This is a genomic window from Pseudoclavibacter sp. RFBG4 (assembly GCF_002931515.1).
Taxonomy (GTDB): domain Bacteria; phylum Actinomycetota; class Actinomycetes; order Actinomycetales; family Microbacteriaceae; genus Pseudoclavibacter.
Genome location: NZ_PSYC01000008.1, coordinates 32,976 through 55,967, shown reverse-complemented (window position 1 = coordinate 55,967; position 22,992 = coordinate 32,976). Strand labels below are relative to the sequence as shown.

The 22,992-nt window shown below is 69.7% G+C and carries 22 protein-coding genes and 2 riboswitches; of the genes, 5 read left to right on the top strand and 17 right to left on the bottom strand.

Going from position 1 to position 22,992, the window contains the following annotated elements; all coding sequences use genetic code 11:
* Positions 1-11 precede the first annotated feature (11 nt).
* On the top strand, positions 12-662 hold the full coding sequence (locus tag C5E10_RS02420; RefSeq protein WP_104330279.1) for a TMEM175 family protein: 651 nt from the start codon (positions 12-14) through the stop codon (positions 660-662).
* Here the strand turns inward: C5E10_RS02420 and C5E10_RS02415 are convergent.
* The 10 genes from C5E10_RS02415 to C5E10_RS02370 form a co-directional block, all read right to left on the bottom strand.
* Complete coding sequence (locus C5E10_RS02415) at positions 659-1,723, bottom strand: ABC transporter substrate-binding protein (RefSeq protein WP_104330278.1); 1,065 nt, start codon at positions 1,721-1,723, stop codon at positions 659-661. The genes C5E10_RS02420 and C5E10_RS02415 overlap by 4 nt on opposite strands.
* Before the next feature lie 51 nt (positions 1,724-1,774).
* Complete coding sequence (locus tag C5E10_RS02410) at positions 1,775-2,575, bottom strand: ABC transporter permease (protein WP_308471702.1); 801 nt, start codon at positions 2,573-2,575, stop codon at positions 1,775-1,777.
* Between the two features lie 111 nt (positions 2,576-2,686).
* Positions 2,687-2,813, bottom strand: a riboswitch (FMN riboswitch).
* 87 nt (positions 2,814-2,900) lie between these two features.
* Entirely contained in the window at positions 2,901-3,326 is a 426-nt protein-coding gene (locus C5E10_RS02405) for an SRPBCC family protein (RefSeq protein WP_104330276.1), read from the bottom strand.
* Between the two features lie 23 nt (positions 3,327-3,349).
* The gene (locus tag C5E10_RS02400) at positions 3,350-3,940 is read right to left on the bottom strand and encodes a septum formation family protein (protein ID WP_104330275.1); all 591 of its coding nucleotides are present in this window, start codon (positions 3,938-3,940) and stop codon (positions 3,350-3,352) included.
* A gap of 9 nt (positions 3,941-3,949) precedes the next feature.
* On the bottom strand, positions 3,950-4,513 hold the full coding sequence (gene pyrE / locus C5E10_RS02395) for an orotate phosphoribosyltransferase (RefSeq protein ID WP_104240031.1): 564 nt from the start codon (positions 4,511-4,513) through the stop codon (positions 3,950-3,952).
* Between the two features lie 31 nt (positions 4,514-4,544).
* Positions 4,545-4,763, bottom strand: coding sequence for a hypothetical protein (locus C5E10_RS02390; RefSeq protein ID WP_104305730.1), 219 nt, complete (start codon positions 4,761-4,763; stop codon positions 4,545-4,547).
* Positions 4,764-5,076: 313 nt separating this feature from the next.
* Positions 5,077-5,913: an alpha/beta fold hydrolase gene (locus tag C5E10_RS02385; RefSeq protein ID WP_104330273.1), complete on the bottom strand. Its 837-nt coding sequence runs from the start codon at positions 5,911-5,913 to the stop codon at positions 5,077-5,079.
* A gap of 97 nt (positions 5,914-6,010) precedes the next feature.
* A complete protein-coding gene (locus C5E10_RS02380; RefSeq protein WP_104330272.1) occupies positions 6,011-7,141 on the bottom strand; it encodes a GNAT family N-acetyltransferase in 1,131 nt (376 codons plus the stop codon).
* Positions 7,138-8,205, bottom strand: a complete 1,068-nt coding sequence (locus C5E10_RS02375) for an LLM class flavin-dependent oxidoreductase (protein ID WP_104330271.1) — start codon at positions 8,203-8,205, stop codon at positions 7,138-7,140. Before C5E10_RS02375 ends, C5E10_RS02380 begins: the two co-directional genes overlap by 4 nt.
* Entirely contained in the window at positions 8,202-9,092 is an 891-nt protein-coding gene (locus tag C5E10_RS02370; RefSeq protein WP_104330270.1) for a DUF1684 domain-containing protein, read from the bottom strand. The genes C5E10_RS02375 and C5E10_RS02370 overlap by 4 nt, the downstream gene beginning before the upstream one ends.
* Before the next feature lie 235 nt (positions 9,093-9,327).
* Between C5E10_RS02370 and C5E10_RS02365 the strand changes: the two genes are divergently transcribed.
* Together C5E10_RS02365 and C5E10_RS02360 are read left to right on the top strand one after the other, a co-directional pair.
* Positions 9,328-10,596: an ammonium transporter gene (locus tag C5E10_RS02365; protein WP_104330269.1), complete on the top strand. Its 1,269-nt coding sequence runs from the start codon at positions 9,328-9,330 to the stop codon at positions 10,594-10,596.
* Positions 10,597-10,721: 125 nt separating this feature from the next.
* A complete protein-coding gene (locus tag C5E10_RS02360) occupies positions 10,722-11,303 on the top strand; it encodes a hypothetical protein (RefSeq protein WP_104330268.1) in 582 nt (193 codons plus the stop codon).
* Between the two features lie 37 nt (positions 11,304-11,340).
* On the opposite strand, the gene C5E10_RS02355 is transcribed toward C5E10_RS02360, so the two are convergent.
* Genes C5E10_RS02355 through C5E10_RS02345 form a run of 3 tightly spaced genes read right to left on the bottom strand, consistent with a single transcriptional unit; the run spans position 11,341 to position 12,918 of the window.
* The gene (locus C5E10_RS02355; protein WP_258070971.1) at positions 11,341-12,213 is read right to left on the bottom strand and encodes a lytic transglycosylase domain-containing protein; all 873 of its coding nucleotides are present in this window, start codon (positions 12,211-12,213) and stop codon (positions 11,341-11,343) included.
* Between the two features lie 31 nt (positions 12,214-12,244).
* On the bottom strand, positions 12,245-12,601 hold the full coding sequence (locus C5E10_RS02350; RefSeq protein ID WP_104330267.1) for a multidrug efflux SMR transporter: 357 nt from the start codon (positions 12,599-12,601) through the stop codon (positions 12,245-12,247).
* Between the two features lie 2 nt (positions 12,602-12,603).
* A complete protein-coding gene (locus tag C5E10_RS02345; RefSeq protein WP_104240021.1) occupies positions 12,604-12,918 on the bottom strand; it encodes a multidrug efflux SMR transporter in 315 nt (104 codons plus the stop codon).
* A gap of 10 nt (positions 12,919-12,928) precedes the next feature.
* Positions 12,929-12,995: riboswitch (guanidine-III (ykkC-III) riboswitch) on the bottom strand.
* 156 nt (positions 12,996-13,151) lie between these two features.
* On the opposite strand from C5E10_RS02345, the gene C5E10_RS02340 reads away from it, so the two are divergent.
* Both C5E10_RS02340 and C5E10_RS02335 read left to right on the top strand, forming a co-directional pair.
* A complete protein-coding gene (locus C5E10_RS02340; protein ID WP_104330266.1) occupies positions 13,152-14,492 on the top strand; it encodes an APC family permease in 1,341 nt (446 codons plus the stop codon).
* A gap of 121 nt (positions 14,493-14,613) precedes the next feature.
* Entirely contained in the window at positions 14,614-15,567 is a 954-nt protein-coding gene (locus C5E10_RS02335) for a manganese catalase family protein (protein ID WP_104330265.1), read from the top strand.
* Here the strand turns inward: C5E10_RS02335 and C5E10_RS02330 are convergent.
* The 4 genes from C5E10_RS02330 to C5E10_RS02315 are packed head-to-tail and all read right to left on the bottom strand — an operon-like array spanning position 15,536 to position 22,978.
* Positions 15,536-17,422, bottom strand: a complete 1,887-nt coding sequence (locus C5E10_RS02330) for a glycoside hydrolase family 127 protein (protein WP_181062599.1) — start codon at positions 17,420-17,422, stop codon at positions 15,536-15,538. The genes C5E10_RS02335 and C5E10_RS02330 overlap by 32 nt on opposite strands.
* Positions 17,419-20,244 (bottom strand): beta-L-arabinofuranosidase domain-containing protein, encoded by a 2,826-nt coding sequence (locus C5E10_RS02325; RefSeq protein WP_104330263.1) that lies wholly within the window; start codon positions 20,242-20,244, stop codon positions 17,419-17,421. Before C5E10_RS02325 ends, C5E10_RS02330 begins: the two co-directional genes overlap by 4 nt.
* Positions 20,241-21,713, bottom strand: coding sequence for an aminopeptidase P family protein (locus tag C5E10_RS02320; protein WP_104330262.1), 1,473 nt, complete (start codon positions 21,711-21,713; stop codon positions 20,241-20,243). The genes C5E10_RS02325 and C5E10_RS02320 overlap by 4 nt, the downstream gene beginning before the upstream one ends.
* Positions 21,710-22,978, bottom strand: a complete 1,269-nt coding sequence (locus C5E10_RS02315; RefSeq protein WP_104330318.1) for an alpha/beta fold hydrolase — start codon at positions 22,976-22,978, stop codon at positions 21,710-21,712. The genes C5E10_RS02320 and C5E10_RS02315 overlap by 4 nt, the downstream gene beginning before the upstream one ends.
* Positions 22,979-22,992: the final 14 nt, after the last annotated feature.

The window sequence follows — 22,992 nt, the reverse complement described above, 5'->3', positions numbered from 1 at the left end:
GAGCATCCATCATGGCTTCACGCAGCTACGCACGCGGAACCACGGAGTTCGACCGTGGGCTGACGTTCTTCGACGCGGTCTACGCGGTCGCCATCACCCTGCTTGTCGTCGACATCGTGCCGCCAACGGCAGACCATTGGGCGAGCTGGGATGCGCTCGCCGGCTCCGGCGTGCTCGACCAGCTCCTCGCCTTCGCGATCAGCTTCTTCGTCATCGCGAACTTCTGGAAGGTCAACCACCGCCTCATGGGCGACGTGTCGGCGCTCGATGGCGCACTGCTCAACACGAACATCGTGGCGATGTTCTTCATCGTGCTGCTGCCGTTCAGCACCGCGTCGATGAGCGAGGCGACCCTCGACGCGCAGCCCCTGCCCGTCGTGCTCTACGCCGTCAACATCATCTGCGCGTCGCTCGCGCAGCACGTCATCTGGGTCGTGGCCGTGCACCGCGGGCTCACGGAGCCGTCGCGGGCGGCGCGCCGCCGGTCGGCGTTCACGTTCGTCGTGCCGGCCGTGTTCGCCCTGTCGATCCCGGTCGCGTTCCTCCTCGGCCCGGACCCTGCGCGCTACACCTGGCTGCTGCTGCTCCTCACGGGCCCCGTCACGTCGGCCATCCAGAAGCGGATGGCCGCGCGCGACGGGGAGGAGCCGGGAGGACGCTAGCTCTGCGGCACGTACGCGTTCGTGAACGCGTCGCCGTCCAGCGGCTTCTCGAGCAGGTCCTGATCGCTCATGAACGTCGCCATCGTGGCCCACACGTCGGCGTCGTTCGTGAAGAGCGGCTGCCCCTCCTGCGCGGACAGGAACGGGATGGTCGCCTCGAGCGTCGCGAGCGCGTCGCTCTTCGCCTCGTCCGTGTAGAGGGTCGGGATGTACTCGGCGGCGATGTCGATCGACTCCTCCGGGTTGTCGATCACGTCCTGCGTGGCCAGTGCGAGGGCCTCGAGCACGGGGGTGATCGTCGCATCGTCTCCCTCGATGATCGAGTCGGCGACCCCCAGCGACGGGCCGACGAGGGTCGGCGCCTCCGCCGGCGCGATCTCGATCGTGCGCACCGGGAAGCCCGCCTTCTCGAACTGCACGGCATCGTTGTTGATGTAGCCCATGACCCCATCGACCGCGCCCGTCGTGAGCGCCGCCTGCTGCGTGTAGCCGATGTACTCGATCTTCACGTCATCCGCCGTCAGCCCGTTGCTCTGCAGCAGCGACAGCAGCGCGAAGTACGTCTGCCCGTATGGGCCGGGCGTGCCGATGGTCTTGCCTCGTGCATCCTCGGCCGTCATGATGTCGGAGTCCTCCGGCACGATGAGCGTCGCCGGGTACGTGTTGTAGAGCGTCGCCACCGAGGTGACGGGGATGTCGGCTGCCCGCGCCTGCGTGATCTCGTCGCCGCCCGCGTACACGAAGTCCTCTGTGCCGTTCGCGAGCGCACCGAACAGGTCCTCGCCCTCGCCGTGGTGGCGCAGCTCCACGTTGACGCCCTTGTCGTCGAAGTAGCCCTTCGCCTCGGCCACGTAGAACGGCACGAACTGGATGTTCGGGGTGTAGGTGAGGCCGATGGTCACGTCGCCCGCGCCCGCGGCCGCGGCGGGCGCCCCCGCGCCGTTGCCGTCGGCCGAGGGGGAGCATCCGGCGAGCACGGCCACGGCTGCCACGGCGCCGGCCGCGATGACGGAGCGCACGGCCCGCGAGCGGAAGCCCGCGGTGGTTGGACGAGTGTTCATGGGCGTCTCCAGATCGAGAGAGGTGGGGTGCGAGGTCAGGCGGGTGTGAGGTCAGGCGGGGAGCGGTTCGTCGGCGAGCACGCGGGCGCGCCGCCTCGACTTGGGTTCGTCGTCGTTCCAGGTCACGGCGTTCTGGAACAGCCGCATGAGGATGTAGAGGGCGACCGCGAGGAGCACGAGCATGAGCAGCGTGGAGAAGATGCCGGGGATGTCGTTGGCGTCGCGGTTGAGGGTGAGGAGCATGCCGAGCCCCCGGCCGCCCATCGTGAATTCGCCGACGACGGCACCCGTGATGGAGAGCGTCACACCGGCGCGGATGCCGGCGAGCACGCTCGGCAGGGCGAGCGGCCCCTCGACCCACCACAGCAGCTGGTACCAGTTGGCGCCGTCGATGCGCCCCGCCTCGATGACGTCCTGCGGGAGCTGCCGCACGCCGAGCACGGTCGTGACGATCATCGGGAAGAACGACATGATCGCGCAGAGCACGACCGTCGGGGCGAGGCCGTAGCCGATCCACAGCACGAGCAGCGGCGCGAGTGCGATGGCCGGGACGGCCTGCGACGCGGCGACGTACGGGGTGATCGCGACATCGACCCACGGGAGGCGCGCGATGAGGTAGCCGAGCGGCACGGCCACGAGGATCGCGAGGAGACTGCCGAGCAGGGCCGCCGAGAGCGTCACCCACGCGTGGCCCAGCATCGGGCCCTTCGTCACGTCGAGCCAGAAGCGCTCGGCGAGCTGGCCGGGAGCGGGGAGGAACTGCGGCGAGATGAGCCCCGCCGCCGTGACGAGCCACCACACGGCGAGCACACCGATCGCCACCGTGATCGGTGCGAGGAAGCGTGCTGACATCGTGTTCATCTACCCGGCTTTCGTGGAAAGCTCCGGGGATGACGAGGCGCGTGGAGGTCGCCGAACTGGTCGGCGGATTCCACGAGCTGACGGTACGCCGAGGCGTGCCGTCACGTGCGCCTCCCTTCCGGACTTTCACCGTCGGTTCCGGAATTTCACCAGATCAGCCACTCCCTTGCGGGAGCAGGTCGCGGACTATAACCGCCGGCTCGGAATTACACCGACCCCGGAGCACGTGGACTCTGTCGTCAGAATACGACACGCCCCCGTGATGTGCGACATCGTGACGCTCCGCGACGAGCGAACACGGCTGCGAGGCGGGCGCCTACTGGGCGGCCTGCGCCTCCGCGGTCTTCTTCGCGCTGCGGAGCTCGTTGGCGATCGCGGCTGCTGCGATGGGCTTCGCGAGGCCGAGGCGCTCGGCGATGCCGCCGGCGTCGAACTCCGCATCCACCGTCACGCGGGTGCTGGCCGGGGTGATCGCCTCGGTGCGCACCTCGGCGGCGAAGGACGCACGGCCCTCGACCGATTCCCAGCGAAGGCGCTTGCCCGGCTCGTTGACGACGACCTTCGCGTCGATCGAGCGTCGCTGCCCGACGAGCTCGACGTCCCACCGGATGAGGTCGGGGCCGAGCACCTCGACGTGCTTCACGATGCTGAGGACGCTCGGGAGCGACTCAGGCTCGGCGTAGAGGTTGAAGAGCACGTCGACGGGCACATCGATGTCGATGGATTCACTCACGAAGGTCATGCGATGAGCGTAGCCGTCGCACGCTACCGGTTCGCCGCGAGCGAGCCGGTGGTGGTTGCCCCCGGCGTGGAGGCGAAGCAGCGGTAGCCGCGCAGCCCCGCGTCCCAGTCGGCCTGGTTCAGGGGGTAGCTGGCCTCGATGACCAGCCCTGGCACGGCCGCAGCCGCGGCGGTGTCGAGGACGTCGCTCGCCTGGCACGTGATCTGGGCGCGGTCCCTGAGCGCCTCCTCGCCCGGATACTCGGCGTCCGCAGACAGCGTCGTTGCCTCGACCTCGGCGAGCAGCTGCCCCGAGTGCTCGGCGTCGCACTCGACGACATCGAACCTGGGCTCCCAGGGCGAGACGTAGTCGCGGATGCACTGGCCCGGCTCGAGCAGCGACGCGTCGACGCCCGCGAGCGGCACCTCGGTGAGCGCGGGTCCGGCCGTCTCCTCTGGCGGGACCTGCCCGTCGCCGAACGGCTGGAGCCAGACTCCGAGCGCGGCCCCACCGAGGAGGAGGACCCCGATCAGCGCTGCGAGGACGCCGCGGTTGCGACGCTTCGCGGCGCGCTCCACCTGCTGATCGCGCGCTTGAGGCTGCTCGCGCGCCTCAGGCGTGGGGGTCTGTGCCACGGGGAGTGCCTAGGCGAGGCCCAGGTCTTCGAGGCCGATCGCGGCGCGATACGGGTAGCCCGCGGCTTCGATGACGCCCTGCGCTTCCGTGGCGCGGTCGACGATGACGGCGACGCCGACGACCTTCGCGCCGACCTTCTCGAGGGCTTCGATGGCCTTGAGTGGCGAGCCGCCCGTGGTGGACGTGTCCTCGAGCACGACGACCCGCTTGCCTTCCAGGTCCGGCCCTTCGACCTGGCGGCCGCGGCCGTGGTCCTTCGGCTCCTTGCGCACGACGAACGCGTCGACGATCTTGCCCTGCGCGAGCCCCTGGTGCATGACGGCGCTCGCGAGCGGGTCTGCACCCATCGTGAGGCCGCCGACTGCATCCACCGGCGCGCCCGTAAGGGTCTCGAACTCTTCGATGACCTCGAGCAGCACGCGGCCGATGAGCGGCGAAGCGCGGTGGTCGAGGCTCAGCTTGCGGAGGTCGATGTAGTACGTCGCCTTCTTCCCGCTCGTGAGGGTGAAGTCGCCGTGGAACACGGCTTCGTCGCGGATGAGTTCGATGAGGGCGTCGCGGTCTGTCGTCACGGTCCTCAAGCCTAATCGCCCGAGGGGCCGGTCAGCGCGCTGAGAGCGAGTCCGCTGCGATGGCGTCGGCGATCGTGGCCCGCGGATGCGCGCGACGCCACTCCCGCAGGGCGGCGCCCGTCGGCAGCCCGTGTTCGTCGCGGCTCGCGGTCATACCGCCGCCACCGGAGGACGCGGGCCGGTGGTCGCCTGCCCCGGACGACGTGGTCGGGTCGAGTTCGCTGGTCTTCGTCACGGTGTTCGTCTTCATCACGCCTCCTCCGGCCAGCGCCTCGCTGGCCTTCGTTGTCTCGGGATGCTTCCGGTCCTGCGCGTCGAGCTGCTGCCAGCCCATCAATCCCCTCGGCCCGCTGTCAAGCGGCCAGTGCCGTCGATGGCCTGAACTCGCCCGTCTCCGCGACTCCCAGTGAACTCTGCGGATCCTGCGACGGCGGCGATCCCAGCGCCTTCAAGGCCGCCGAGCGCGCGCACGCTGTGAGATCACCGAGACGCCGAGACCCGGCCACCGAAACGACGGTGGCGGGGTCCCGGCGTCCAGCGGAGTTGTCGCCCTCCTCGCGAAATCAGCGGCCGAGGAACTCCAACACGACCCGGTTCCACTCGTCGACGTGACTCACGTTGACGCCGTGGGGCGCATCCGCCACGACGTACAGCTCGGAGCCGGCGACGGCCTCGTTCGTGCGAGCTCCGGACCCCTCGAAGGGCACGGTCGCGTCGCTGTCGCCGTGGATGACAAGCGTCGGCACCTTCACGGCCTGCAGGTCGTCGCGGAAGTCGGTGCTCGCGAACGCCGCCATGGCCTGCAGGGCGGCGGGCTTGAACGCCTGCTTGGTCAGCTCGATGGCAGCCTGGCGCTCCTGCTCGGAGACGACGAGCTTGTCGTCGACCGAGTAGAAGGTGGTGATGAAGCCGTCGTAGAACGACTCCTGGTTGGCGGTGAGGGCGGCCGTCATCTTGGCGGCCTCTCCAGCCTCGAGGGGGCCGTCCGGGTTGCCGGCGGTCTTCAGCAGGTACGGCGGGACAGCGGATGCGAAGACGACGCTGTGCACGCGCTCGTCGCCGAACTTCGCGAGGTAGCGGGCCACTTCGCCGCCGCCCATGGAGAAGCCGACGAGGGTGACCTCGCGCAGGTCGAGGGCCTCGAGCACCGACTGCAGGTCGTCGGCGAAGCTGTCGTAGCTGTACCCCGTGAGGGGCTTGTCGCTGCGGCCGAAGCCGCGGCGGTCGTAGGTCACGACGCGGTGGCCGGCGGCCTCGAAGGCCGGCACCTGGTGGTTCCAGGCTTCGCCCGAGAGCGGCCAGCCGTGGATGAGGACAACGGGGCGACCGGTTCCGCCCGTGTCGTCGACGTGGAGCTTCGTGTCCGCGAGCAGGCCGTGGTGTGCGGTGATCTCAGTCATTGCGATGCCTTCCCGCGCCGCGACTTGCGACGCATCGGGAATCATTCGGAACCGGGCTCGGCATCGGATCGGTGGCTCGGAGGTTCGGAGGCAACGCTCAGACGTCGATCGTGAAGGCGAGGAGCTGGAACGGCGGCCGCCCGTCGCCGGGGTCGACCGTGCGCACGCGCGACTCGAGGATGGAGAAGCCGAGCCGCTCGTAGAGGCGGTGCGCTCGCACCATCTGCGGTCCGCTGTTCATGACCACGCGCCGCAGCCCGCGCCGTCGCGCGAGCTCGATGACGAGCCTCGTGAGGATCGCGCCGACCCCGCGCCCGCGAGCGCCTGGGTCGACGGCGAGCAGCCGGAAGTCGAGCTCCTCGTCGCTCTCGGGCAGCGTCGTGAGGTGCTCCCCCGGTTTCGGCGTCACGACGGATCCGAGCAGCTCCCCGCTCAGCGCATCCACGGCGACCCACACCTGACCGGCTTCGGCGCGCTCGGCGACGGAGACGATGTCGTCGCGGTAGTTGCCCGAGATCGTGTACTCGAGTTCGTAGGCGCGCAGCGAGAGGGCCGAGACGGCGTCGATCTCGTTCGGCCGCACGAGACGCACCACGACGCCGGGGTCGAGCTGCAACGGCAGCCGGTAGTCGATGTGCGGGATGCGGGACGCGTCGGCGACCGCCTCGGTGTCGCTCGCGTCGTCGGCCCCGTTGGTGCGCCGATACCCCAGGCCCTCGTAGAGCGCCTGCGCGGCGAGGTTCTTGCCTCCCGTGTCGAGCACGAGCGCGGATGCGCCCCACCCGAGGGCCGTCTCGCTCGCCGCCTGCATCAGGCGCTTCGCGACGCCGAGCCGCTGCGCGGTGGGTGAGACGGCGAGGAGTCGCACCTCCGCTTCGTTCCCCGTGGCGAGGCGCGATGGGCCCGTGCCGGCGCGCGCGATGCTGAGCGTGCCCACGATCTCGGCGCCGTCGCGACCGTCGGAACCGTCGCGTTCGGCGACGAGCACGGCACCAGCTGCGGCTCGGCCTTCGACGTCGCGCACGAAGCGTCGGCGCTCTTCGCCGACCTGCAGGTGACCGTACGGCCCAGCGGCGAACGCCGCCTCGCTGACACGGACGACCTCGGGCCAATCGGCGGGCGTTGCCTCGCGGACGCGGATCACAGCGCGCACAGCGGGCACAGCGCGCCTTGCAGGCCCTGGCCCGGCCGACGCCGCCTGCGTCGGCACGGGTGCGGTCTGCGTCATGCGGCGGATGCCCCGACCAGCTCGTCGCTCCAGAGCGTCGTGGGGAACTCCTCGCGGAGCGCTGGGATGACGGCGGTGGCGAAGTACTCCAGCTGGTCGAGCTGCTGCTCGTGCGGGAGCGTGGTGGGGAGGCTGATCGACTGCAGGTCGTGGCCGAAGGCGCCGTGGAAGCGGCCGATCTTGTCGATCACCTGCTGCGGGCTGCCGACGAGAGCCGGCCCCTCGGCGATGGCGTGGTCGATGTCTCGGAACACGGAGTTGTTGCCTGGCACGTTGGTGGCGGCGACGAGGGCCTCGTAGACGGGCCCGTACTGCTCCTTCGCCTCCTGGGAGGTCTCGGCGATGAAGAGCGAGCCCGCGCCCGCGCCGACGAACGCGGTGCGGGGGTCATGGCCGTGGCGCTCGAACTCGTCCCGGTAGTGGCGCACGAGCACCTCGTAGTTGCGCAGGGGCTGGATGGCGTTCGCCGAGAAGAGCGGGTCGCCCCACTTCGCCGCGAGGGCTGCTGAGGCGAGCGTCGTCGCCGAGCCGTGCCACACGCGGGGCGGTCCGGCATACGGCCGCGGCAGGGTCGTGACCTTCGTGAGGGGACGCGTGAACTCGCTGCCTGGCCAGTCGAGCGCGGTCTCCCGCCACAGCTGCCGGAGCAGCGCGTACTTCTCGGCGAGGAGCTCCCACTGGTCGTCGATCTCGAGACCGAACAGCGGGAACTGGGCGACCTCGTTTCCCTTGCCGATGGTGATCTCGAGGCGGCCACGCGAGAGCTGGTCGATCGTCGCGAAGTCCTCGGCCACCCGGACGGGATCGAGGATCGACAGCACGGTCACGCCCGTCTGGAGGCGGATCGTCGACGTCTGCGCCGCGATGGCCCCGAGGAGCACGCTCGGCGAGGACGACAGGAAGCGGCCAGCGTGGCGCTCCCCCACCGAGAAGGCGTCGAAACCGAGCTCCTCAGCGCGCAGCGCGAACTCGAGGGTCTCGTGGAGCCGCTCGGACGGCGTCAGCTGCTCACCCGTGACCGGGTTGGCGACGTACGGGACGATGTCGAGGACCTGGAACTTCACGCTGAGGCGCCCTCTGCATGCTCGCCGGCCTTCGCGAGCGGCGTCTTCTCCCCGGCCTCGATGCCGACGGGGAGTCGGTTCTCGGCGGGAGGCAGTGGGCAGGTCGCGAAGACCGTGTACGCGCAGGGCAGGTTCACGGCGCGGTTGAAGTCGACCGTGACGCGGCCATCCGCATCCGGTGCCGAGACCGAGAGTGCACGGTTCGCGGCGTACGTCGTGAGGCCGCTCGTCGCATCCGTGAACAGGACGAGCAGCGATCCAGCCTCGTGCCCGTTGAACGCGGTGAGCGAGAACTGCTCGCCGCGAAGCTCGAAGGTGACCTTGCCCGGCGAGGAGTAGACGTGCTCGAGCCCCTCGACCGCGGCACCGACGGTGACATCGCGCGGCGCGTCGAACGCCTCGAACGTGCCCTGCGCGCGCCAGCGCAGGTTCGGGAGGTAGGTGGGGGTGCCCGAGTAGGCGGCCAGGTAGTCGTAGTCGGGGTCGCGGGGGCGCACGATCGTGAAGCCTCCCCGCTTGGCGATCTCGATCAGCACCCTGCCGGCGCGGGCGGTGACCCCGTCTCGCTCGGCGATGCACGGGAACCGGTGCAGCCGGGGCCCCTGCAGCAGGAGTCCGTCAGCCTCGAGGGTCTCACCGTCGGCGAGGTCGACGATCGCCTGCCCGTCCTCGAGCGACCAGGAACCGGGGATGCCGTCGATGGCCTGCGGCTCCTCCGACAGGAAGTTCAGGCTGGTCACGGCCAGGAACCCGTGGCCATCGGTGCGCCGCTTCTCGTGCTCGACGTGCCACGCCTCCCATTCGCGGTTGAACTGGGCGCGGTCGACGTCGGCGTCGCCGCCGGGGCCACCATCGCGGACAAGGGACGGGGAAGCCGAGATGCTCATGCCGGGATGGTAGGCAGACGCCGCCTGGAACCGTAAGACGGGGGCTGCGCCGGACTACTCAGGGCGTCACATTGCGCAAGGCGGGCGGTGCGTTTCCGGCGACACGCCGGAAACACGACTGCAACACACTTCGTTCGTTCGCGTAACACCACCGCCGCGCAGGCGAAACAGCACGAGCGCACCATGAGTGCACCCCGACGCCCCACGTGCGTCCCTTGCAGAGAGGTCTACAACGATGGATCAAGGAAATACCGCATTCATCCTCTTCGCGGCGGCGCTCGTGCTGCTGATGACACCAGGACTGGCGTTCTTCTACGGAGGCCTGGTCAAGGCGAAGAGCGTGATCAGCATGATGATGATGAGCTTCGGCGCGATCGGCCTGATCGGCGTGCTCTGGGTGCTCTTCGGCTACTCGATCGCCTTCCCGGCGGCTGAGGGCCTGAGCCCGCTCTTCGCGATCGACCCGTCCGCGATGGGGCTCTCCAGCCTCCTCGAGGTGCCGGAAGACGCCGCCTACCCACCGCTCGCGTTCGCCGCCTTCCAGGCGACCTTCGCGATCATCACCGTCGCCCTCGTCTCCGGCGCCATCGCCGACCGCGCGAAGTTCGGCTCGTGGATGATCTTCGCCGGCATCTGGGCGACCGTCGTCTACTTCCCCGTCGCCAGCTGGGTCTTCAACTTCGGCCTCGCCGACGACGGCTCCTTCGCCTACGGCGGATGGACGACCTACGGCCTGCAGGAGACGTTCGGCCTCGGCGTCATCGACTTCGCCGGCGGCACGGCAGTGCACATCACGGCCGGCGCGGCAGCCCTCGCCCTCGCGCTTGTCCTCGGCCGCCGCGTCGGCTTCGGCAAGGGAGCGCACGTCCCCCACAACCCGCCGTTCGTGCTCCTCGGCGCCGGCCTCCTCTGGTTCGGCTGGTTCGGCTTCAACGCCGGATCCGAGCTCGCCGCTGACGGCGTCGCAGCCCTCGCCGTCGTCAACACGATCGCAGCCCCCGCGGCCGCGCTCCTCGCCTGGCTGGTCGTCGAGAAGATCCGCGACGGCAAGCCCACCTCGGTCGGCGCAGCATCCGGTGCCGTCGCGGGTCTGGTCGCCATCACCCCCGCCTGCGCATCCCTCGACCCCGTGTGGGCGATCCTCCTCGGCGTCATCGCCGGAGCCGTCTGCGCCATCGCGATCGACCTGAAGTTCAAGCTGGGGCTCGACGATTCGCTCGACGTCGTGGGCATCCACCTCGTCGGCGGCCTCATCGGAACCCTCTACCTTGGCTTCTTCGCCAACGGCACCGGCCTGTTCCTCGGTGGAGACGGCACGCAGCTCCTCGTGCAGGCCATCGCGGCCTTCGCCATCATGGCGTACTCCTTCGTCGGCGCGCTGGTCATCGGATTCATCATCCACAAGACCATCGGCTTCCGCGTGAAGGACGAGGACGAGATCGCCGGTCTCGACACCGTCTCGCACGGTGAGGCGGGCTACGTGCTCGAGGACACGCGCGTCTAGCGTCGCCCCGTTCACCGACCTCGAAGGTGGCGGCACAGTTCACAGACTGGCCGCCACCTTCTGGCCTTCCCCCACCAGGGCAGCGCCAACCCCAACTGAGCTACACGCAGATTGGACGCCGTTCGATGAAGATCGTCACGCCGCAGTCGCTGCCCCGGGAACGACTCGGCACCGACCTCCGCTCGGGAAGCGTGCACGAGATCTGGCGCGACCCGGACGACGAGGTCGACCCCAGGTGGAGCCTCTCCCTCGTCGACGTGAAGCGGAACGTGAAGTCGCTGCACCGACCCGAGGGAACGGTCGACCACTGGCTCGGCATCAGCGGGCCGCAGCTGCGGCTCGTCGATGGGACACGTCAGGAGAAGGTGCGCGCCGACCACCAGATCGTGGTCGAGTCGACGACGCCGCTCCTCCTGCTGCGCAGCTCCATCGGGCGCGCGAAGAGCACCCGGCTGCTGCGGGTGACCCGCAAGTCTGAGATGCAGCCCATCATCCTCGGCCGCGTCTTCGTGAGCGACCCCGTCGAATTCGACACAGACGTGCGCGCTATCTACCTCATCAGCGGACGCCTCCGCGTCGCCGACACCGACCTGGCCGAGGGCGAGGCGGCGATCTTCGACGACACAGTGCCCCCGGTCATGCACTCCGATGGCGCCTTCGTCGCGACCATGGCGATCCCCTGCGTCGAGGTGCCCCAGGGCTCGTGACCGGGCTGTGCCCAGCGCGACGATTGCCCGGGACCTCCTACGGGGCGTAGAGCACGGCGTAGCCGGCGACCTCGCGTGCGTACTCGGCCGGGAGGTTGTAGGCGGAGATCGCGGTGTTCCAGCCGTCATCGCTCGTGAGCTCGCCGCCCCGCTCGCACAGGTAGGCGGCCGCCGTCTGCACGGCGTCGTCGATGTGGTGCGGGTCGGCGACCCCGTCGAAGTTCGCGTCCTGCCCGAACTTCGCCCACGTCTCCGGGATGAACTGCATGGGGCCGACCGCGCGGTCCCATTCCGTGTCCTCGTCGAGGGCGCCGCCGTCGGTGTCCGGGATGGCGAGGAACCCTGCGCTGCCATCGAGCGGCACGCCGATGATGCGCGGCTCGACCTGACCCGAATCCAGTACCTGAGACCCGCCGTACGTGCCGTGTCGGGACTCGACGGCCCCGATGCCGGCGAGGGTGTTCCAGCCGATGCCGCACTCCGGACGCGTCTCGGAGACGCGGATCGCGGCTCCCGCGTACGCCGAGAGCGCCCTGGTCGGGATGCCCGTCGCCTCCGAGGTCGCCTGCACCCAGGCCGGAGCTGCGAGCTCGGCGAGCGGCACATCCCAGATCCCGTACCCCGCCGACTCGGGCAGAGCCTGCGCGGGCGCAGACGGGTAGCCCTCGGCCGCGGGGTCGAGTTCCGGCTCCGTCTGCACCTGAGCCTCCCCGCTGCCGACCTCGTCCTCGCCGTAGGCGGGCGAGAAGAAGGACCCGGCGCATCCCGTCAGCAGCGAAGCTGACGCGACGCCGACACCCAGGGCCATGAGGAGGCGGGTGCGAGCGGGGGTGCTGGCAGACGAGACGATGATGCTGGCCCTTCCTGGGTCGGCGGCTGGAGCCGAGAGGCTCAGCGTACGTGCGACCACGGACACTCGACTGGATGCGCGCCGAACGCGCTCAGGCGCGTTCGGCTTCCTCGACGAGCCCAGCCTTCTTCTTCTCCGGCACGAGCTTCAGCCCGATGACGGCCAGGATGATGCCGGAGATGAACACGGCCTTCCACGGCGAGAACGCCTCGTCGCCCGTCGCCATCGCGTAGATGACGGTGAGGGCCGCCCCGATGCCGACCCACACGGCGTAGGCGGTGCCGATCGGGATACGCGCCGCGGCCCAGCCGAGGCCCAGCATGCTGAGCACGACGCCGACGAAGAACACGATCGTCGGGCCGGGCTGCGTGAACCCCTCCGACTGGCCGAGGGCGGTGGCCCAGACGGCTTCGAGGATGCCGCTGATGACAAGCGCGATCCACGCCATGGTCAGCTCACCACCTTGAGGCCGATGACGGAGCCGACGAGCAGCAGGAGCAGGAGGACTCGGGCGACCGAGACGCGTTCCTGCTTCGTGACCATGGCCCAGACGACGGTGAGGGTCGCGCCGATGCCGACCCAGACCGCGTAGGCGGTGCCGGTGGGCAGCTGCGTCATGGCCCAGGCGAGGCCGGCCATGCTGATCGTGAGCGACACGAGGAACACGACGACGGGGACGGGCTTCTTGAAGCCCTTCGAGGCGGAGAGCGCTGAGGCCCAGACGGCCTCCAGCATTCCAGACAGAATCAACACGAACCAAGCCACGACGGCTCCTTCTGAGTCAGTCTTGTCGTGGTGCGGGTACTGCTCCCTCGTCCGCAAGCCCGATTCCGGGGCTTCAGCATCCAACGGTAGCAACAGCCAGCACCATTGGCCAGGTCTGAGGCGTGGTCGCTGCGGATGCACAGGGGCTGCCGATCCACACCGTCGGATGCACACCACGTCACGCGTGACAAGGGGGGGGGGACCTTCATCCCCACGCGGGACAGACTCTGAGCATGTCTCCCACGCAGCCCCCATCGCAGACTCCGGCACTCAAACGCGACGTCACGGGGCTGCTGCTCTTCGTGTTCATCCTCGGCGACGTGCTCGGGGCCGGGATCTACGCCCTCGTCGGCACCATCTCAGGCGAGGTCGGCGGCGTCACCTGGCTGCCGCTGCTCGTCGCCCTCGGCATGGCTCTGCTCACAGCGGCGTCGTATGCGGAGCTCGTCACGAAGTACCCGAAGGCGGGCGGCTCCGCGGTGTTCGCGCAGCGCGCCTACCGCTCGGAGTTCGTGTCCTTCATGGTGGGCTTCTGCATGCTCGCGGCCGGCGTCGTGAGCGCGGCGAGCCTCGCACTCGCGTTCAGCGGCGACTACCTGGCCACGTTCGTCGATCTGCCACCCGTGGTCGGCGCATCCCTGCTGCTCGTGCTCATCGCCCTCGTCAACCTCCGCGGCATCAAGGAATCGCTGCGCTCGAACATCGTCATGACGTGCATCGAGCTCACCGGTCTCGTCCTGGTCGTGGTCCTCGTGGGAATGCTCGTCGGCAACGGTGGTGGCGACATCGGCCGGGCGGTGTCGTTCGGCGACGGCATCAACCCGTTCCCCGCCGTGCTCGGCGCGGCCCTGCTCGCCTACTACTCCTACGTCGGATTCGAGACGTCGGCGAACCTCATCGAGGAGGTGCGCGAACCGTCGAAGGTGTACCCGAAGGCCCTCTTCTTCTCGCTGCTCACCGCCGGCTTCATGTACATGCTCGTCGGCACGGCGGCATCCATCGCCGTGCCCGCTGGCGAGCTCGCCGAGTCCACCGGCCCGCTGCTCGACGTCATCGAGGCGACCGGAGTGCCGGTTCCGGCTTGGCTGTTCAGCGCGATCGCCCTCATCGCGGTCGCCAACGGAGCGCTGCTGACCATGATCATGGCGAGCCGCCTCACCTACGGCATGGCGGGGCAGGGCCTGCTGCCCCGGATGCTCGGGCGCGTGCTCCCCGGGAGGCGGACCCCGTGGGTCGCCATCATCGTCACCACCGTCTGCGCCATCGTGCTCACCGCAACCGGCGGCATCGCCGTGCTCGCCGAGACCGTCGTCATCCTGCTGCTCATCGTGTTCATCAGCACCAACCTCGCCGTGCTCGTGCTGCGTCGCGACAAGGTGGAGCACGCCCACTTCAGGGCCTGGACGGCGCTGCCGGTGCTCGCGATCATCTCCTGCATCGTCCTGCTCACCCAGCAGAGCGGCGAGGTGTGGCTGCGGGGCGGGATCATCGTCGCGGTCGGGATCGTCACGTACGTCGTGCTGCGCTTCGTGCGGCGAGGTGGCCGAGACCGCGGGGTGACGCCCGTCGAGTAGTCGCGCGTTCTACACCCTGAGCCGGGGCTCGCGGTAGCCCTCTCGGAAACCCAGGAACGGTTGGTGCTCTTGAGGAACCGGCGCGTCCGTGTCGGCCCGGAACGATGACGAGGAGACACCCATGTACTTCCACGCACAGACCTGGATCAATGACATCGCCGACGGCGAGCCAGACCCCGCAGCGGCGAACGCCCTCCAGGAGGGGCTCGGTGGGCAGTTCGGCGAGATGCGCACCATGATGCAGTACCTCTTCCAGGCGATGAACTTCCGCGGCCCCACCGCGAAGCCCTACCGCGACCTCATCCAGGGCATCGGCACGGAGGAGATCAGCCACGTCGAGCTCATCGGGACGACGATCTCGCGCCTCCTCGACGGCTCCCCCGAGTACACGGGCAAGCTCACCGACCCCGTCGACAAGCCGGGCGCCGGCGGCGCGACGCCGCTGAAGATCGCGCTCGACACGAGCAACATCCACCACTATCTCGTGGGGGCGCAGGGTGCGCTGCCGGTGGACGCGGCCGGCAACCCGTGGAGCGGCAGCTACGTGTACAACTCGGGCAACCTGCCCCTCGACCTGCTGTACAACCTCATGCTCGAGTCGACGGGGCGCCTGCAGAAGTGCCGCATCTACGAGATGACCGACAACCCGACGGCGCGCGGCACGATCGCCTACCTCATCGTGCGCGACCAGGCCCACGAGAACGCCTACGCGCGAGCCCTGGAATCGCTCGGCGTGAGCTGGAAGTCGCTGCTGCCCATCCCCAAGACGAACGCCGAGGCGTTCCCCGAGGTGAAGGAGCTCCTCGACCTGGGCTTGCAGAGCAAGCAGTACTCGTTCGACCTCGACGGCAAGTCGGAGGCGGGCAGGATCTTCCAGGGAGCGTCGCCCTCGAACGACGGGACGACGCTGGACGCCTCCGAGCAGGCGCCGGCCGGCGCCCCGTCGTTCATCGCCGACGAGCGCCTCGAGGAGTTCGCGCCGGGGCTCGACGCCGAGCTGCTCGCGCTCATCCAGGCGACGGCCGAGCTCGAGCTGTCGGAGGTCAACGGGTTCTACGGGCCGACGACGAACTAGACGCCGGGAGCCACACGCGCATCTCGCCCGGCGCGCGGTTGCCCCAGGAGAAGTAAGGGACAAGCGTGAGCGTCGTGTCCGCATCGAGGTCGGCGGTGAGGATCGTCACGGGCCCGCTCGGGTGCACCCTGCCGTCGTGCGCCTCGAGTGGGCTCGCCATCGGCACCGGAACGTCGTCCAGTGGATGCACGTTGTCCGTCGCCTCGGCCGCATAGACGAGCGGGCCGCGGACGATCGCGACCCTCCCCGCCGCAGCCTCCACCCTCGGGTCAGCCCGCTCGAGGCGCGCGGCGAACGGAACGTGTACCTCGAGTCGGTCTCCGTCGGAGAACCGACGCCGGATGATGGCGTGTCCGCAGCGCAGTTCGAAGGGGACGGGTGCTGCGCCGGCGCTGATCTGCAGTTCGTCCGCCCAGTCGGGCACGCGCAGACGCAGCTCGAAATCGAGCGCATCCGCACCCTCGATGCGCACCTCGAAGCTCGCCCGCCCCTCCCAGGGCAGCTCGCTGCGCTGCCGCAGCTCGACGCTCGCACCTCCGGATTCGAAGCGCAGGGAGCTCCCGACGAACAGGTTGACCGTGATGACCTCCACCCCGTCGGCATCCGCGTTCCCGACGCTGTAGACGAAGCCGCCGAGCGAGGTCAGGAGCCTGGCGAGGTTCGGCGGACAGCAGGCGACCCCGAACCAGCTGGAGCGCACGCGGCTGCCATCGCTCGCGAGCGGGTTGTCGTAGAAGAAGTCGGAGCCGTCGGCGCTGACACCGGCGAGGACCGCGTTGTAGAGGGCGCGCTCGGCGATGTCGAAGTACCCGGAGTCGAGGTCGAGGCGGGCGTTTCGCTCCGCCCAGAGCACAAGCCCGATGGCCGCGCACGTCTCGGCGTACGACGTCAGGTTCGGCAGGTCGAAGTCGCTGGTGAACCCCTCATTCTCGGCGGAGGAGCCGAGGCCGCCCGTGACGTACATGCGCCTCGACGTGACCGTCTCCCACAGCTCGCGGTTCACGGCGGCCAGCGACTCGTCGCGGTCCGCGAGCGCGAGGTCGGCGACTGCGCTCAAGAAGTACATGGCGCGCACGGCGTGGCCGACGACCGCGGTCTGCTGCCGGATGGGGGCGTGCGATTGGAAGTACTCGTGGTTGGTCTCGAGCTCGGTCTTCGTGCCGGGGAAGCCGAGGCCGAAGTGCCCAGGACCGCCGCGTGCGGCCACCTCCAGGTCGAAGAAGGAGGGCTCGGCCCCTCGCTCGTCGACGAAGAAGCGGGCCAGGTCGAGGAACCGGTGCTCGCCGGTATGGCGCCAGAGCTTCACGAGCGCCAGTTCGATCTCCTGGTGCCCGTCGTAGCCACGGATCTGGCCCTCGTCCGGGCCGAAGGTGCGGCCGATGAGGTCGGCGTAGCGAATGACGATGCCGAGCAGCCGTTCGCGACCGGTGGCCTGTGCGTACGCGACCGCCCCTTCGATGAGGTGGCCCGCGCAGTACAGCTCGTGCGAGTCCCGCAGGTCGGTGAAGCGCAGCTCGGGAGCCGTGGTCGTGAAGAACGAGTTCAGGTATCCATCTGGTTGCTGCGCGCCTTCGAGCAGGTCGACGAGCTCCTCGATCTGGGCTGCGAGAGCTGCGTCGGGGCCGGTGGCGAGCACGTTGCTGGCCGCTTCGATCCACTTGCCGATGTCGCTGTCCCAGAAGATGTGGGGCGAGCCCTCCCTGGACCAGGTGCCACTGAGCGCCTCGAGGTGCCCGACACTGCCGAACTGGGCGAGCATGTGCGGGAGCATGACCTCCCGCACCTGCTGGATGCGCGGTGTCCAGAACGCATCATCGATGCGCACCTGGGTGAGCGGGGCGGGGCGCGCGCTCACGCGTCGCCGCCTCGGGATGCACCCGCAGCTGGGAGGACGAGCTGCTGGCGCGGCCCTTCGTTGCCCGCCCGGTCGGTGGCCGCGTACTCGAGCACCTGCTCCCGGTCGGTGAGCGCCCTGACGAACGCCTCCTGGAAGGTGCCCCAGAAGGTGCCAGGCCCCTCCCACTGGATGCGCTCGACCCCGGAGACCTGGTCGTCGGCGAGGAAGGTGACCTCGACGCTGCTGCCGAGCTCCCGCAGCCGGACCTCGACCTCAGGCGCGCTCGTGTCGACGCTCAGCTCGCGGCTCGCGTAGCCGATCTGCCCGTCGCCGCCCGTGGCTCTCGCCGCGACCGCGTGCACGCCTTCCGCGTCGAGCTCGAACGGCTGCTCGTAGGGGCGCCAGTCAGCGTCGTCGACCCGCACCTCGATGCGGATCTCGCCGGAGGCGAGGTCGCCGGTCCCGCCCGTGCTCGCATCGAGGAGGACCGCCTCCACGGTGACCACGGGGACCCGCGTGAACCAGCCGGACGGGGCGGGTTCGAGGTCGACGCCGATATGCACAGCTGGCGGCATGGCCGAATCCTGTGCCGCGTCGCCGATCGTCCAGTGCGTGCGAGTCACGGGGATGCCGTCGACCACCGTCTCGACGTCGTGTGCGCCGAGGTGGCTCATGCCCGCCGAGTCCGTGGTCTCGACGGTCGCCACGGTCGAGGTCCGCTGTCTCCCGTCAGCCGCGACGTCCGCCGCGCCCGCGGTGCGGAGCACGACCTCGAGCTCTGGGCGGGAGAGCAGCCCCTTTCCGCGCACGGCTGTCGCCGTCTCGAAGACGGACCTGAGGAACTCGGCTCGCTCGGAGAACGGGCCCCTCCGCCAGAGCGCTTCGAGGAAGGTCTCCCCAGACGCATCAGCACGGTTCGGGACACCGCTGTCATGCCCGGCGAACGCGATGCGTTCGTCGACGGCGCGCACGTACATGTGGAACCGCGAGTCGGCGCCGGACCAGCTGGGTTCGAAGTCGACATCGGCGAAGCGAGTCAGGCCAGCGTCGGCGTCGGCGTCGGCGTCGGCGTCGGGACGGAGCGTGCCATCGAGGAGGCGCCTGCCGAGCAGACCGAGCTGCAGCGACGTCGTCGCCTCCGATCTCGCGAGCAGCACTGTCGGACCGAGCTGCAGGTGGTGGAGCCGGGAGTCGTCGATCGTGGGCGTCGAGGTCAGGGCCATCGGCAGGCGCAGCGAGATCACGTCACCGGGCCGGAACTCGCGGCGGATCGTGGCGAACGTGCCCGGCAGCGCAGCCACGTCGAGACGCCGTCCGTTGAGGAGCACGTCGACCGGGCCGGCGGTCCAGCTCGGGATGCGCACATGCACCGCCCTCTCGGCCCCGACGGCCGCGCCGCTCTCTCCGTGTGTCAGCGCCTCGAAGGTGAGGGCGAACTCGCCCGAGACCGGGAGTTCCGTGCTGAGCCGCACCCGGAGCCCCGCCTCGCGCCACTCGAGCGTCGAAGCCGTGTGCAGGGTGATCCAGAGCTCGTGCCCTGCCGTGAAGAAGATCGAATCCTGGTACTTGACGTGGTTCTCGAGCCCCGTGCCACCACAGCAGGTGCCGACGTTGTCGTACTCGCGCAGAGCGCCGGGATGCACGGGGAACATGTACGTCACCTCGGGGCTCGTGTCCGAGTCCACGGCGCGGCGAGAGCCGAGCACATGGTTCAGGACCGCGCGCTCCGCGTAGTCGAAGAACCGAGGGTCGAGGGTGTGCTGGAAGAGGAGGCGTGCGATCTTCAGGAGGTTGTAGGTGGCGCAGGTCTCGGCGTTGCGCTGCCCGATGTTGCCGGCGACGGTCTCAGGCGGTCCCCACAGCTCGCTCTCCCCAGTGCCGCCGTGGGCGAACATCCGCCCTGGCACGATCTGGTCCCACAGGCCGAGCACCGCGTCGAGATAGCGACGCTCTCCCGTCAGCTCGTACTCGTGGAGGTAGCCCACGAGCTGCGGGAGGTGCTGGTTCGCGTGCATCTTCGTGAGGATGTCATCGCCGGCCACGCCCGCGTCGATGAGGGTGTCCATGTCGAAGAAGCGAGCGGTCTCGAGGAAGGTCGGCTCACTGGCGACGGCGCTCAGCCGGGCCATGGTCTCGTTCATGCCCCCGAACTCGCCCGCGATGTAGAGCGACCACATGCGCTGCCGCTGCTCCGGGGCGAGACGGCTGAGCCGGGCATGCACCCAATGGCCCATGCGCGTGGCGATCTCGAGCGCTTGGGCACTGCCGGCCAGTTCGTGCGCGTCGAGGAGCCCCGCCATGATCTTGTGGCACGTGTAGTACGGGGCCCAGATCTCGCCGTACGGGGCGAACGACTCGAGGCGGGAGAACTGCCACTCCCCGTACGCGGCGAGGAACCCCGGATGCGAGGAGCGGCCCGACGCGGCGAGCGCCTCCTGCACCTCGGCGAGACCTGCGACGAACGCATCCACCTTGGCGAGGAGCGCAGGGTCCCGCTCTCCGGCGTAGGCGAGCGACAGCATCGAGAGGAAGTGGCCCGCATAGTGGCCGCGCAGCAGGTTGGCGGTCTGCGCACGCTCACGGCCCGGGTAGTCGGCCTCACCCCAGGCTTCCTCGAGCGGGTGGCCGAAGTCCTCCCACGTTCCAGGGGCCGCGGCACCGCGGGTGTCGATGCCGGCATTGGCGCGGAAGACTGCCAGGAGTCGATCGACCGGGTAGACCCGTGCCAGGTGCAGCATCTCGTCGCGGGCTCGCGCGTAGACGCTCTTGTCGTCGAGGTGCACGTCCTCGAGGCCGAACGGCGAGGCGAGGGGCCGGATGCGGGTGTCGGGGTGCGTCATGCCGTTCCGCTCGAGAGGCCCAGGCGGGCGCGGGTCCAGCGTTCCACCCCGTCGGCGTCGATCGGGAGGGCAGCCGAGAGCACCTCGTGGCCGTCCGCCGTCACCAGCAGGTCGTCCTCGAGCCGCACTCCGATGCCACGCAGCTCCGGCGGCACCGTCGCGTCGTTCGCGTGGAAGTAGAGGCCGGGCTCGACCGTCATCACGACGCCAGCCTCGAGGTCAGCCCCCATGTACTCCTCGTACGCGGAGTGGCTGCAGTCGTGCACGTCGAGGCCGAGGTGATGCCCGACGCCGCAGGCGAGGTAGCGGCGGTGCTGCTGCCCCGCTGGCGAGAGCGCCTCGTCCACGGAGACGGGGAGCATGCCCCAGTCGTGCAGCCCCTGGGCGATGACCTCCATCGCCGCGAAGTGGAAGTCCAGGTATGGCGTTCCTGGCCGGATCTGCGCCATGCCAGCCCGGTGCGCCTTCTCGACGAGATCGTGCGCCGCGCGCTGCTCGGCGGAGAACGTTCCGCTCGCGGGGATCGTGCGGGTCACATCGGCCGTGTACAGCGAGTTCGTCTCGACTCCCATATCGAGCAGCAGCGCTGCATCCGGCAGCACGGGACCATCGCAGCGCACCCAGTGGAGGATGGGCGCGTGGGGTCCGGAGCCGACGATGGTCGAGTACCCGGGCCCATTGCCGAAGGTTCGGGCGTGGCGGTCGAAGGTGCCCTGCAGCCAGCGCTCGCCGAGCCCGTCGGTGATCGCACGAGGGACCTCGGCGACGACCGCCGCGAAGCCCGAGACCGTGTCATCGACCGCGCGCCGAAGCTGCGCGATCTCCCACTCGTCCTTCACCATGCGGAGGTTGGAGAGCTCACGGTCGAGCTCGGGCGACCTGAGGAGCGAGAAGGCGTCGAGGACCGAAGGCGGCACCGAGGCGCTCGCGAGGCCACCCCGCTCGATGCGCACGCCGGCCAGCTCCTGGACGGGCTTCACGTCGAGGTCGAGCGCTTCGGCCCACTGCGCCACCCCGGGGGAGGCTCCGACCCAGAGCTCGCCGTGGTTCGCGTCGCTGAAGAACCCCGCCTCTCCGGGGCGGAACGGTGCGGGCAGGTACAGCGTCGCGTCGTGGCCACCTGGCACGGGATGCAGCACGAGGGTCGCCCCCTCGACCTGGCAGCCGGTCAGCCACACGAAGTCGCTGTTGGCGCGGAACCCGTAGTTGCAGTCGTCGTTCCGAACGGGAGCCGTACCGCTCGACACGACCAGCGCCGAGCCGGCGAAGCGCGCGCTGAGCCGTGCGCGGTGGGCGGCTGCAGCTGCGGCAGCGCCGGGTGTCAACGCGATCGGCGCATCAACGTCCTGCCAGTCACGCGCGATGAACTCGGTGAAGGCCGGGATGTTCGCGAGCTTCGGGTACCTGGTCCCCGCATAGGGCGGCCGCGCGGTGGTCGCGGAGTCTCCGTGGGTGTGTCCTGCGTTCATCGTCGCTCTCCTCCTCGGTCGCGGACCAGCTCCCTCAGGCGCGTGAAGGTGCGCCCCGAGCCGATCCCGTCATGCTCGAACTCATTGGTGACCCAGCTGGTGGAGTTGCCGACGCGGGTGAGCGTGTCGAGCTGCAGCTGAGCATCCACGTACATGTCGTCGAAGTACACGGCGGCGGCGACCGGCACCTCGTTGGCGGCGAGCGCATCGAAGTCGTAGAGGGCGCTCCATTCCTCCCGGCTGGCGAGCTCGTGCACGGCGTCGCGGAAGCCGCGCAGCAGTCGCACCTCGTCGAACATCCAGGGGAACGCCATCTCCCCCGTGAACAGCAGCGGCCGTCGCTCAGCGTCGAACTGGGGTCGGCGCTCACGCTCGCGCTGCGCCGCCCAGTTCGTGGCGCCGCTGCGCTCGTCGCCGTAGATCGACTCCTGGAGCGTCCAGAACAGCGGGTTGCTGGCGCTCGACGTGCGCGTGAGCACCTGCGCCAGGAACGGCTCGCTGAGGCGTCCGTCCGGTGTGATGGCGTCCTCGAGCAGCCAGTGCATGCGCTCGAAGCCCGGCTTCATGCCGAAGTCGAGGCCGAGCGACTGGAAGCGCTGCACGGTGAGCCGGTCGCCGTCCGGCAGGCGCACGTCGTCGTCGGCGAGGCGGTCGGCGATCGCCGACACGATCGCGACGTCCTGCGGGTAGCGCCTCGCGAACTCGGCGTTCTTCTGCTCGACGCGGGTGAAGGTGCGTCGGTACACCTCTGCCGCGTCGGGCGGCGTGCCGGGGATGCCCCCGCAGACGTAGCTCGCCGCGATGGCCGCCGGTGCGTGCGAGAGGTAGGCGAGCGTCAGCCATCCCCCGTAGCTCTGCGCGAGCGTCGCCCACCGGGCGCCGCCGTACAGCGCCGCGCGAACGTGCTCGAGATCGCGCACGATGGAGTCGGCCCGGAAGCGAGAGAGGTAATCCGCGCCACGAGCACCGTCGCCGAGACCCGCAACGGTGTGCGCATCGACGGGGGTGCTTCGCCCGGTGCCTCGCTGGTCGACGAGCACCAGCCGGTAGTCCTGGAGCGCCTCGCGGATCCAGCCGGATGCCTCGACCGGCCGCGGGTTCGACCCGCCGGGGCCGCCCTGCAGGTAGGTCAGGAGCGGCAGCTCATCGCGCTTCCGATCAGGGTCGACGAGCTCGCGCACGAACAGCGAGATCTCGGCCGACTCAGGGTCCCACCAGTCAAGGGGCACCCGGATGCTCCGCTCGCGCACCCACATGCCCGGCATCGAGTACTCGACGA